Origin of the sequence: Halomonas elongata, from assembly GCF_029081005.1 — a bacterium.
In the GTDB taxonomy this organism is placed as follows: Bacteria; Pseudomonadota; Gammaproteobacteria; order Pseudomonadales; family Halomonadaceae; genus Halomonas; species Halomonas elongata_B.
Map to the genome: position 1 here is coordinate 41,806 of NZ_JAJQTQ010000025.1, position 10,666 is coordinate 52,471.

General features: G+C 64.7%; 12 protein-coding genes. All 12 read right to left on the reverse strand.

The features are described from left to right. Positions 1 to 119 precede the first annotated feature (119 nt). The 12 genes from tatC to argS all read right to left on the reverse strand — a co-directional run bounded on the left by tatC (position 120) and on the right by argS (position 10,280). On the reverse strand, positions 120 to 872 hold the full coding sequence (tatC, locus tag LU493_RS15620) for a twin-arginine translocase subunit TatC (RefSeq protein WP_275288725.1): 753 nt from the start codon (positions 870 to 872) through the stop codon (positions 120 to 122). Continuing rightward, the gene (gene tatB / locus LU493_RS15625; protein ID WP_275288727.1) at positions 869 to 1,270 is read right to left on the reverse strand and encodes a Sec-independent protein translocase protein TatB; all 402 of its coding nucleotides are present in this window, start codon (positions 1,268 to 1,270) and stop codon (positions 869 to 871) included. Before tatB ends, tatC begins: the two co-directional genes overlap by 4 nt. A gap of 6 nt (positions 1,271 to 1,276) precedes the next feature. Then, the gene (gene tatA, locus LU493_RS15630; RefSeq protein WP_275288728.1) at positions 1,277 to 1,537 is read right to left on the reverse strand and encodes a Sec-independent protein translocase subunit TatA; all 261 of its coding nucleotides are present in this window, start codon (positions 1,535 to 1,537) and stop codon (positions 1,277 to 1,279) included. Between the two features lie 76 nt (positions 1,538 to 1,613). Next, complete coding sequence (locus LU493_RS15635; protein WP_064699626.1) at positions 1,614 to 1,943, reverse strand: phosphoribosyl-ATP diphosphatase; 330 nt, start codon at positions 1,941 to 1,943, stop codon at positions 1,614 to 1,616. Between the two features lie 25 nt (positions 1,944 to 1,968). Continuing rightward, a complete protein-coding gene (ubiB, locus tag LU493_RS15640) occupies positions 1,969 to 3,591 on the reverse strand; it encodes a ubiquinone biosynthesis regulatory protein kinase UbiB (RefSeq protein WP_275288729.1) in 1,623 nt (540 codons plus the stop codon). Continuing rightward, positions 3,588 to 4,223 (reverse strand): ubiquinone biosynthesis accessory factor UbiJ, encoded by a 636-nt coding sequence (locus LU493_RS15645; RefSeq protein WP_275288730.1) that lies wholly within the window; start codon positions 4,221 to 4,223, stop codon positions 3,588 to 3,590. The genes ubiB and LU493_RS15645 overlap by 4 nt, the downstream gene beginning before the upstream one ends. 7 nt (positions 4,224 to 4,230) lie before the next feature. After that, positions 4,231 to 4,983, reverse strand: a complete 753-nt coding sequence (gene ubiE / locus LU493_RS15650) for a bifunctional demethylmenaquinone methyltransferase/2-methoxy-6-polyprenyl-1,4-benzoquinol methylase UbiE (RefSeq protein ID WP_275288731.1) — start codon at positions 4,981 to 4,983, stop codon at positions 4,231 to 4,233. 262 nt (positions 4,984 to 5,245) lie between these two features. Continuing rightward, complete coding sequence (locus tag LU493_RS15655; protein WP_275288732.1) at positions 5,246 to 5,632, reverse strand: DUF971 domain-containing protein; 387 nt, start codon at positions 5,630 to 5,632, stop codon at positions 5,246 to 5,248. Between the two features lie 130 nt (positions 5,633 to 5,762). After that, positions 5,763 to 7,085: an ATP-dependent protease ATPase subunit HslU gene (gene hslU / locus LU493_RS15660; RefSeq protein WP_275288733.1), complete on the reverse strand. Its 1,323-nt coding sequence runs from the start codon at positions 7,083 to 7,085 to the stop codon at positions 5,763 to 5,765. Positions 7,086 to 7,087: 2 nt separating this feature from the next. Further along, positions 7,088 to 7,606, reverse strand: a complete 519-nt coding sequence (hslV, locus tag LU493_RS15665; protein WP_275288734.1) for an ATP-dependent protease subunit HslV — start codon at positions 7,604 to 7,606, stop codon at positions 7,088 to 7,090. Between the two features lie 232 nt (positions 7,607 to 7,838). Next, positions 7,839 to 8,591 carry an SPOR domain-containing protein gene (locus tag LU493_RS15670; protein ID WP_275288735.1) on the reverse strand — a complete coding sequence of 251 codons (753 nt, stop codon included), beginning with the start codon at positions 8,589 to 8,591 and terminating at the stop codon, positions 7,839 to 7,841. Between the two features lie 3 nt (positions 8,592 to 8,594). Then, positions 8,595 to 10,280, reverse strand: a complete 1,686-nt coding sequence (argS, locus tag LU493_RS15675) for an arginine--tRNA ligase (protein ID WP_275288736.1) — start codon at positions 10,278 to 10,280, stop codon at positions 8,595 to 8,597. Positions 10,281 to 10,666: the final 386 nt, after the last annotated feature.

Consider the following 10,666-nt stretch of genomic DNA (forward strand, 5'->3'; position numbering starts at 1 on the left):
AAGTTGGAAGAATAAACCTTGACCCCATGCCATCGGGGGGCATGTTGCCTTCGAGCTTCGAGCTTCGAGCTTCGAGCTTCGAGCTTCGAGCTTCGAGCTTCGAGCTTCGAGCTTCGAGCCTACGGCTCGTCGGCCGCATCCGCGTCGCGCTTCCGCTTGACCAGCCGTCCGAACAGCAGCCCGACTTCGTAGAGCAGGTACATGGGTACCGCCAGCAGGCTCTGGGAGACGACGTCGGGCGGGGTCAGCAGCATGCCGATGACGAAGCAGCCGAGCACGACGTAGGGTCGCTTGCGGGACAGGCTTTCCACGGTGGTGGCGCCGGAGAGGATCAGCAGGAAGGTGGCGATGGGAATCTCGAAGGCCACGCCGAAGGCGAAGAACAGCTTGAGAACGAAGTTGAGGTACTGCTGGATGTCGGTCATCACTGCCACGTTCTCGGGCCCGGCCTGGGTGAAGAACTGGAACAGCAGCGGGAAGACCACGTAGTAGGCAAAGGCGGCGCCGGCATAGAAAAGCGCGATGCTCGAGGCCAGCAGGGGAAATGCCAGTTTCTTTTCGTTGTCGTACAGGCCGGGCGCGATGAAGGCCCAGGCCTGGTGGAGCACGAAAGGGACGGCAATGAACACTGACACCATCAGGGTCAGCTTGAAGGGGGCCAGGAAGGGAGACGCCACTTCGGTGGCGATCATCTGCGAGCCTTCCGGCAGCAGAGCCATCAGGGGATCGGCAACGAAGGTGTAGATGTCGTTGGCGAAGGCATAAAGCCCGAGGAAGATCACCAGGATGACGACCACGGCGCGCATCAGCCGCGAGCGCAGCTCGATCAGATGTTCGATCAGCGGGGCTTGCTTGGGCTCCTGTTGGTTCATCGGGAAGTGGCGTCCTTGTCGGCGTCTTGAGGGGGTGACTCGACGGGGTGGGGCTGGGTATCGGCGCGTTCCGATGATGGCGCGCCGGTCGAAGGCTCGCGGTGGGCGGTCGAGGCATCATCGCTGGCACGAGTCTCTGTCTCGGCGAGACCCTCGACATCGCGTTTGACGCGATCGACGCCCTCATCGAGCCTTTTCTGTTGCTCGTCGAGCTTGCGGCGAAGCTCCTCCGCCTCGAGCTGGCTGTTGATCTCCCGCTGCATGTCGGACACGGTGCGCTTGACGCGCCCGATCCATAGTCCGGCGGTGCGAGCTGCCCTGGGCAGGCGCTCGGGCCCCAGCACCAGCAGGCCGACGACGCCGAGGATCAGGAGTTCGAGAAAGCCGATGTCGAACATGGCGGCTTACTTGCGCTCATCCGGTTCCTCGGCCTTGCGCTCGGCCTTGACGTCGTAGGTCGTGCCCTCGTCGTCATGGCGGACTTGCGCCTGAGGATCGTCCTTGGCCTTGTCGTCGCCTTTCTCGTCCTCGTCCATGGCCTTCTTGAAACCCTTCACGGCTCCGCCCAGGTCGCCGCCGACATTGCGCAGCTTCTTGGTGCCGAAGATCAGGATGATGATGCCGAGCACGATCAGCAGTTGCCAGATACTGATACCACCTAACATGGAGACTTCCTCAGGTTTTGGCTTCGGGGTGAGCCGAAGCGAAGGTGCGAATCGAGCACGATGGCACCCGCTGGCGCTATCGTGCGGCCTTCTCGTCGTGTCCGGAGACGCCGAGGCGTCGGGCCAGCTCGTCGAGCACCTGGCGGTGATCCAGATCCAGGTGCGACAGCATCACCAGACTATGAAACCACAGGTCGGCGGTCTCGGCGACCAGCGCCTGGCGCTGGTCGTCCCCGCCGCCTTCGGCGTCCTTGGCCGCCAGCAGGGTCTCGGTAGCTTCCTCGCCGACTTTCTCGAGTATCTTGTTCAAGCCCTTGTGATGCAAGGCAGCCACGTAGGAGTCTTCCGGATCCGCGTGACGACGCTGTTCGAGCACGTCGTGAAGGCGTTCGAGGATATCGCTCATGGGTTAAGGTTCCATTGCAGAGTTGTCAGTTCCACGCCAATAGCAGGGCACCCACCAGGGCGGCACCGAGCACCGGCCAGGGTTGTCCGTCGGCCCACTCGGCCAGCGGCTGCCAGGCCAGGGCCACGGCCACCAGCAGCACGCCCAGGCGTAACCGCCGATGGCGTCGAGTCTGGCGGTCGAGGCGGCGCCGGATATCATCCACTGCCCGGGCCTGGCGACGTTGATACTGGTGACCGTGTTCGGCTCTCGACAGCGCTTGATGAGCCAGCACGGGAAGTTCCGGCAACTGGCGGGAGAGCTCCGGGGCTTGGCGCTTGAGGGATTCCCAGAGTCCGCGGGCGCCGGCGCGTTCGCGCATCCACTGTTCCAGGAAGGGTTTGGCCGTGGCCCACAGATCCAGGTCCGGATAGAGCTGGCGTCCGAGGCCCTCGATATTGAGCAGCGTCTTCTGCAACAGCACCAGTTGCGGTTGAACTTCCATGTTGAAGCGACGTGCGGTCTGGAACAGGCCCAGCAATACCTGACCGAAGGAGATGTCCTTGAGAGGCTTTTCGAGGATCGGCTCGCAGACCGTGCGGACCGCGGCGGCGAATTCGTTGGCGCGAGTATCCTCGCCGACCCAGCCGGATTCGATGTGCAGGGCGGCGACCTCGTAGTAGTCCTGGTGGAAGAAGGCCAGCAGGTTGCGGGCCAGGTAGTCCTGATCCTCGCGGGTCAGGCTGCCGACGATGCCGCAGTCGATGGCGATGTATTGCGGGTCAGCGGGCGTCTCGCGAGCCACGAAGATGTTGCCCGGGTGCATGTCGGCATGAAAGAAGTTGTCGCGGAAGACCTGGGTGAAGAAGATTTCCACCCCGCGCTCGGCGAGTTTCTTCAGATCGGTGCCCTGGGCCTCGAGGGCGGCGGTATCGGCCACCGGGACGCCGTGGATGCGCTCCTGGACCATGACCCGGTGGCGAGTCAGGTCCCAGTAGGTTGACGGCACGTACAGCAGCGGCGAGAGATGGAAGTTGCGCTTGAGCTGGGAGGTGTTGGCGGCTTCCTTGGTCAGGTCGAGCTCGTCGAACAGCGTCGATTCGTAGTCGCGTACCACTTCCACCGGCCGCAGGCGGCGAGCCTCGGGAACCCGCGCCAGGATCGCGGCGAGTCGGTAAAGCAGCGCCATGTCCTGCCGCATGACCCGTTCGATGCCGGGGCGGATGATCTTGACGACCACGTCCTCGCCACCGTGCAGGGTAGCGGCGTGAACCTGGGCGATGGAGGCCGATGCCAGCGGCTCTGCGGCGAAGCGGGCAAAGGCCTCGTCGATCGACATGTCGAGTTCCTCTTCCACCAGCGAGCGAGCTTGTTCGCCGGGGAAGGGAGGGACCTGGTCCTGAAGACGCCGAAGCTCATCGGCGATATCCGGTGGCAAGAGATCGCGTCGCGTCGACAGTACCTGGCCGAACTTGACGAAGATCGGCCCGAGAGTCTCCAGAGCCAGGCGCAACCGCTCGCCGCGGCAGCGCGGGCCGGTGGGAATCAGGCGTAGCGGTGACAGCAGGAAGAGCGCCCTGAGCCACCAGGGCATGCGCGTCAACGGCAACAGGGTATCCAGCCGATAGCGGCTGATGACCCAGGTGATGCGCAGCAGGCGCGGGATCATGCCGAAGCCTCCGGCGCGGTCAGCCGTCGACGCAACCGTTCGAGACGCGCCTCCAGGCGATCGGTGGCGAGCTCGAGGTCGGTGAGGTGGTCGCGCATCATCTCGAATTGATGTTGCCCCGGCAGCAGTCGGGCTTCCTCGAAGACATACTCGGCCACGTCGGCGCGTAGCTCGCGTTGGGTGCGAAGGCCCCAGCGACCGACGCTGCGCATGCCCTCGGCCAGGCTATGGGCGGGCACGTCGCCGAGCCAGCGTGCCAGTTCGCCTTCCCAGTCCAGGTCGAGGTCCAGCAGCAGGTCGCGGACGTCCTCCAGCAGATGGACGCGCCCCCTGACGGCCAGCCTGCCCTGGAACATCAGGCGCTCGATGGCGGCGCCGCCCAGCAATTCGCCGAGGGTCTCGGTATCGAGCTCGACAGTGGCGTCGAAGGACGCTTCATCGAGATCGTCCGGGCGCAGCAGATCGATGCCGCCGGGATGGAAGTGGGCGCTCAGTGCCAGGGAGGGGTGTTCCAGGCGCAGCAGGATGCGCTTCCCGGCCAGGCGCGAGAGGCGTGACGGTGCGGCGGGATCGCGGGCGAGCAAGGCATTGAGGGTGCGTTCGAGGCCGGCCAGCAACAGGGTCGATGTCATCTCGGCCTCACAGTTTGATGCCGCGATGCAGGGCGACGATGCCGCCGGTGAGGTTGGTGTACTCGACGCGCTCCAGGCCGGCGGTTTCCATCATGCCCTTGAGGGTTTCCTGATCGGGATGCATGCGAATCGATTCGGCCAGATAGCGGTAACTGTCGGCGTCGCCGGCGACGCATTCGCCCATGCGGGGCAGCAGTCGGAAAGAGTACTCGTCGTAGGCGCGGTTGAGCAGGGCGCTGCGAGGCTTGGAAAACTCGAGGACCAGCAGGCGGCCGCCGGGTTTGAGCACGCGTGCCATGGAACGCAAGGCGGCGTCCTGGTCGGTGACGTTGCGCAGGCCGAAGGCGATGGTGATGCAATCGAAGCTGTTGTCGGGAAAAGGCAGGGTCTCGGCGTTGGCCTGAACGTACTCGATATTGCCGCCCACGCCACGATCGAGCAGCTTGTCGCGACCGACCCGCAGCATGGATTCGTTGATGTCGGCCAGTACCACGCGGCCGCGTGGGCCGACCAGTCGCGAGAACTTGAAGGTCAGATCACCGGTGCCGCCGGCGATGTCGAGCACGCTGTGGCCTGGGCGTACGCCGGCACGTTCGATGGTCAGGCGCTTCCAGACTCGATGGATGCCGAAGGACATCAGATCGTTCATGACATCGTAGCGGGAGGCCACCGAGTGAAAGACATCCGCCACGCGGGAGGCCTTCTCCGTGACCGGAACTTCCTGGTAGCCGAAATGCGTGGTGTGCTTGTCGCTGGTCATGCGAGGGGCTCCCGAGTCAGCTGCACCAAAGGAGGCGAGGCCGGGCCTCGCTCGATGGGGCGCATTGTAGCGCCCCCCGGGGGCGCTTGTCTTGACGGCAGCTATGCTTGTTCCGCAGGGTAAGCCGATGATTTTCGTCGTGAGCGAAGGCGGGTCGGTCGTCGCCGGAACGTAGGGACCGGAGTTTACACGCCAGTAAATGAGGATGCCGAGTACCGCCGACGACCGGCCTGCCGAGCGCAACAGGAAATCATCGGCTTTCCTAGAGTTGCTTGATCTCGATGCTCAACGCTTCCCGCGACGCACCGGCCTCCTCCAGGCGCTTCAGGTAATCGGCCCAGTTGGCCTCGCGGTGCTGTATCAGCTCGTACAGGTAGTCCCAGCTGTAGAGCCCGCTGTCGTGGCCGTCGTCGAAGTGCAGCTTGATCGCGTAGCGCCCGACCGGCGAGATGTTGGCCAGACCGACGTCCTTCTTGCCGACCTGCAGGGTGGCGGACTCGGGGCCGCCATGGCCTCGCACCTCGGCGGAAGGCGAGAAGACTCGCAGGTACTCCACCGACAACCGGAAACTGACGTCATCTTCATAGGTCAGCTCCAGCTCGCGGGCCTGCTTGTGGTAGTGCACCTTGGTGGGAATCGGAGCGGACATGGGGGCACCTTCGGTGAGCTGTAAGCCTGAAGCTATAAGCTGGAAGTGAACCCCAAAGTGAGTCCGAGTCTTCCAACTTTCGCCGCGAAGCGGTGTTCTTCCAGCTTCAAGCTTACAGCTTATAGCTCGTTTACAGGATGTAACGCGACAGGTCTTCGTCGACGGCGAGTTCGCCGAGCTGGGAGTCGACGTAGGCGGCGTCGATGGTCAGTGTCTCACCGAGGTCGGAGCCCTTGAAAGAGGCGTCCTCGAGGAGTCGCTCCATCACCGTGTGAAGGCGGCGGGCGCCGATGTTCTCGGTGCCTTCGTTGACCTTCCAGGCGATCTCGGCGATGCGCTCGATGCCGTCGTCGGTGAATTCCACCTTGAGATCCTCGGTGGCGAGCAGGGCTTCGTACTGGCGGGTCAGGGCCGCCGAGGGCTCGGTCAGGATGCGCTTGAAGTCGTTCGGCGTCAGGGCGTTGAGCTCGACGCGGATCGGCAGCCGGCCCTGGAGTTCGGGAATCAGGTCCGAGGGGCGCGAGAGGTGGAAGGCGCCGGAGGCGATGAACAGGATATGGTCGGTCTTCACCATGCCGTGCTTGGTGGACACGCTGGAGCCTTCGATCAGCGGCAGCAGGTCGCGCTGCACGCCCTCGCGGGAGACCTCGCCGCCGCTGGACTGGCCGCTGCCCTTGGCAACCTTGTCGAGCTCGTCGAGGAAGACGATGCCGTGCTGTTCCACTGCGTCGATGGCGCGTTGCTTGATGTCGTCTTCGTTGACCAGCTTGGCGGCCTCTTCGTCACGCAGCAGCGAGAAGGCATCCTTGACCGCTACCCGGCGGGTCTCTGTCTTCTGCTTGCCCATGTTGGAGAACAGGCTCTGCAGCTGGCTGGTCATCTCTTCCATGCCCGGCGGCGTCATGATATCGACCCCCTGGCCCTGGGGCGTGACCTCGATATCGATTTCCTTGTCGTCGAGCTGGCCTTCGCGGAGTTTCTTGCGGAAGGTCTGACGGGTCGCGTTGTCGGTGCGCGGCTGATCTTCCTGGCCGCGCGGTGGCGGCAGCAGAGCATCGAGGATGCGATCTTCGGCGGCATCCTCGGCCCGGTGGCGCACTTCGTCCTTGGCCTGCTCGCGGACCAGCTTGATGGCGGCTTCGGTGAGGTCGCGAATGATCGATTCAACGTCGCGACCCACATAACCCACCTCGGTAAACTTGGTCGCCTCGATCTTGATGAAGGGCGCTCCGGAGAGCTTGGCCAGTCGGCGGGCGATCTCGGTCTTGCCCACCCCGGTGGGGCCGATCATCAGGATGTTCTTGGGCGTGACCTCCTGACGGAGCTCTTCATCGAGCTGCATGCGACGCCAGCGGTTGCGCAGGGCACTGGCCACGGCACGCTTGGCGTCCTGCTGGCCGATGATGTACTGGTCCAGGGCGTGGACGATTTCGCGGGGTGTCATCCGGGTCATGATCAGAGCTCTTCCAGCGTGACGTGGTGATTGGTGAACACGCAGATGTCGCCGGCGATCTCCAGCGACTTCTCGGTGATCTCGCGGGCCGGGAGATCGGTGTTGTCGAGCAAGGCGCGAGCCGAGGCGAGAGCGTAGTTGCCGCCCGAACCGATGGCGATGATGCCGCGTTCGGGCTCGACCACATCGCCATTGCCGGTAATGATCAACGAGGCGTGCTGGTCGGCCACCGCCAGCAGTGCCTCGAGGCGGCGCAGGGCGCGGTCGGTTCGCCAGTCCTTGGCCAGCTCGACGGCGGACTTGACCAGGTTGCCCTGATACTTCTCGAGTTGAGCCTCGAAGCGTTCGAACAGCGTAAAGGCATCGGCGGTACCACCGGCGAAGCCGGCCAGGACCTGGCCACGGTAGAGGCGACGCACCTTGCTGGCGTTGCCCTTCATCACGGTATTGCCCAGAGATACCTGGCCATCGCCGGCCAGGGCCACCTGGTCGCCGCGACGCACGGAAACGATCGTGGTCATGGAGGGGACTCCTTGAGGGAGCGGGGCTCCCGATGACTTTGGAAAGGCTCCACGAATGCTGCGCGGGGGGCGTCGTAACGCAATGGCCGCCGTCCCTTCCGCTCGCCGGCTCGTGCAGCGATCCCTTTTGCGGCGCCGCCTAGCTGGCGCCGTGAGAATGCGTTGTTCGGTTAGGTGCGGGCGGGGGGGAGGAAATTCAACCGCCTGGGATGGGCGGCGAGGCCGCCGCCACTCAGTTCTGCAACTGGATCAGCAAGGGCTCGATACCCTGGGTGACCATCAGGTCCTGGGCCCTGGATAGTTCGTTGCGGTCCGTATAGGGGCCGGCCTGGACGCGATGCCAGGTCGCGCCGTCCCCGGTCTTGACCTCGGTGATATTGGCCAGCAGGCCGAAGTCCTCGAGACGCCCGGCGAGTTGTTCTGCGTCGGCGGTCGAACGGAAGGAGGCGGCCTGCAGCATGTAACGTCCATCCGCCTCGACCTCCGGCTCGTCGGCCGATGCCTCCGAGGCCTGGGTGGTGTTGGCGGCGATGACCTGGGCAATGGGGTCATCCACCGGTGCCTGGGAATCGGAGGTCTCATCGTCCTGCGACGCCGAGGCTTCCCGTTCCGGGCGTGACGGCGGCGAGGCCGTCGAGTCGGGCATCTGGCCGCCGGGAGCGACGACCTCGGATTCCGGCAGCAGAGTATAGAACTCGAAGGTCGGCATGGGTGACGCGTCCGGCTCCGTTTCCTGTTCGGCGGACGCGTCATTCTGCGACGGCGCGTCGGACGACGGAGACTCTACCGTGGCCAGGGGCGCCTCCGGTGCCTCCTGCCAGGGCGCGGTACCATGCTGATGCTGAGAAATCAGGAAGCCGGCCACCAGGCCGGCCAGCCCCCATAGCCACCCCGGCAGGCCACGGCGTGGCGTCTGGCTCCTGGAGGAGCGACGCTGACTGGTGGCGCCGCGCTTGCGGGGTGGGGCCTTCTTGCGGGTCGCCATGCGTTACATCTCCTCCGGGGCACCGACACCCAGCAAGTCGAGGCCGTTGCGCAGCACCTGCCGGGCCGCCAGGCCCAGCGCCAGGCGGGCATTGCGTTGAGCGTCGTCCTCGACCATCACCTTCACGGCGTTATAGCAGGTGTGGAACTCGGCGGCGAGATCCTGCAGGTACTGGGCGATCTGCTGGGGTTCGCGGGCGAGGGCGGCACGTTCGACGACCTCGGGATAGCGTGCCAGGCGGTTGAGCAGGGTCTTTTCCTGTTCGGCATCGAGCAGGGCCAGGTTGTCCAGGGCCAGGTCGTGGTCGAAGGGGCGTTCATCGGCCCGGGCCTTACGCAGCATGCTGCAGACGCGTGCGTGAGCGTACTGGACGTAATAGACGGGGTTGTCGTTGGACTGGGAGCGTGCCAGGTCGATGTCGAAGGTCAACTGAGAGTCGGCACGGCGTGCGGCCAGGAAGAAACGCGTGGCATCGCGCCCCACTTCATCGATCAGGTCACGCAGGGTGACGTAGCTGCCAGCACGCTTGGAGAGCTTCACCTCGACGCCGGAACGGGTGACCAGCACCATCTGGTGCAGCACATAGTCGGGCCAGCCTTCGGGGATGTCGGCCTCCAGCGCCTGCAGGCCGGCACGCACCCGGGTCACCGTGGAGTGATGATCGGCGCCCTGCTCGTTGATCACGGTGGTGAAACCACGTTGCCACTTGTCCAGGTGGTAGGCGACGTCGGGCAGGAAATAGGTGTAGTCGCCGTCACGCTTGCGCATCACCCGGTCCTTGTCATCACCGAAATCGGTGGTGCGCAGCCAGGTGGCGCCTTCGTGCTCGTAGGTGTGACCCTTTTCGGCCAGGCGCTCGGCAGCGGCCGCGACCTTGCCATCGCGGTACAGCGAGGATTCGAGGAAGTAGACATCGAACTCGACGCCGAAGGCGCGCAGGTCCAGGTCCTGCTCGCGGCGCAGGTAGGCCACGGCGAAGTCGCGGATGGCGTCCAGATCGTCCAGGTCGCCCTCGGCGGTGACGTGGCGGTCATCGGCATGAACGGTTTCGCCGGCCAGGTAGGCATTGGCCACGTCGGTGATGTAGCCGCCCCGGTAGCCGTCGGCAGGCCAGGCATCGTCCTCGGGCGTGACGCCCTTGGCCCGGGCCTGAACGGAGAGGGCCAGGTTGCTTATCTGAGCGCCGGCGTCGTTGTAGTAGAACTCGCGAGTCACATCGAAGCCCGAGGCTTCCAGCAGCCGGCTCAGGCAGTCGCCGATCGCGGCGCCGCGACCGTGACCGACGTGCAGCGGTCCCGTGGGGTTGGCGGAGACGAATTCCACCTGGACCTTCTGCCCCTGGCCCACCAGGCTACGCCCGAAGGCATCGCCGCCATCGAGGACCTCCCGCACCACCTGGGCGGCGGCATCGGTAGCGGCGAAGAAATTGATGAAGCCGGGGCCGGCGATCTCGACCTTGCTGACGGCCTCGCTGGCGGGCAGCGCCGCCACCAGCTTCTCGGCCAGTTCGCGGGGCTTCAAGCCGGTCGGCTTGGCCAGCATCAACGCCAGGTTGGTGGCGTAGTCGCCGTGGGCCTTGTCCTTGGCGGGGTCGACCTTGATGGTCGGGGCGAGCTCGGCGGGCAGTACCGCCTGGCGCTGGAGGTCTTCCAGGGCGCGCTCCAGAAGCGAAATGATGGTGTCTTTCATGGAAAGTCTTCGATGTCCTGTGGCGCGGGCAGTCAGCGGGGCACGGAATGCATCGCCCGTGGTAGGCGTTGCAGGCAGTGCCATTCTGGCGCTCGCCCGTCTTTGGGCAATTGGTCGCATATTATCGACAATTGTGGGGCGGCTTTAAACCCTCGCCCGGGCTTCGCCTTACCCGGCTTCGCCGGTAGCCGTAAGCTATAAGCTGCAAGCTTTAAGAAAAACCGGCCGGGCTGCGCCCGGAGCTGTAAGTTAAGAGCTGTAAGCTGTAAGAAAAACCATCGTCACTTGAGCGGTCGGCGGTATTATCCTGGCTTACGGCTTACGGCTTACGGCTTACGGCTTACGGCTTACGGCTTACGGCTTACGGCTTACGGCTTACGGCTTAC

What these genes read in the sequence shown, in the direction of transcription:
- ubiB (WP_275288729.1), bottom strand. Translation starts at nt 3,591, where the DNA reads ATGATCCCGCGCCTGCTGCGCATCACCTGGGTCATCAGCCGCTATCGG.
- tatC (WP_275288725.1), bottom strand. Translation starts at nt 872, where the DNA reads ATGAACCAACAGGAGCCCAAGCAAGCCCCGCTGATCGAACATCTGATC.
- tatA (WP_275288728.1), bottom strand. Translation starts at nt 1,537, where the DNA reads ATGTTAGGTGGTATCAGTATCTGGCAACTGCTGATCGTGCTCGGCATC.
- LU493_RS15635 (WP_064699626.1), bottom strand. Translation starts at nt 1,943, where the DNA reads ATGAGCGATATCCTCGAACGCCTTCACGACGTGCTCGAACAGCGTCGT.
- hslV (WP_275288734.1), bottom strand. Translation starts at nt 7,606, where the DNA reads ATGACCACGATCGTTTCCGTGCGTCGCGGCGACCAGGTGGCCCTGGCC.
- hslU (WP_275288733.1), bottom strand. Translation starts at nt 7,085, where the DNA reads ATGACCCGGATGACACCCCGCGAAATCGTCCACGCCCTGGACCAGTAC.
- ubiE (WP_275288731.1), bottom strand. Translation starts at nt 4,983, where the DNA reads ATGACCAGCGACAAGCACACCACGCATTTCGGCTACCAGGAAGTTCCG.
- argS (WP_275288736.1), bottom strand. Translation starts at nt 10,280, where the DNA reads ATGAAAGACACCATCATTTCGCTTCTGGAGCGCGCCCTGGAAGACCTC.
- tatB (WP_275288727.1), bottom strand. Translation starts at nt 1,270, where the DNA reads ATGTTCGACATCGGCTTTCTCGAACTCCTGATCCTCGGCGTCGTCGGC.
- LU493_RS15645 (WP_275288730.1), bottom strand. Translation starts at nt 4,223, where the DNA reads ATGACATCGACCCTGTTGCTGGCCGGCCTCGAACGCACCCTCAATGCC.
- LU493_RS15670 (WP_275288735.1), bottom strand. Translation starts at nt 8,591, where the DNA reads ATGGCGACCCGCAAGAAGGCCCCACCCCGCAAGCGCGGCGCCACCAGT.
- LU493_RS15655 (WP_275288732.1), bottom strand. Translation starts at nt 5,632, where the DNA reads ATGTCCGCTCCGATTCCCACCAAGGTGCACTACCACAAGCAGGCCCGC.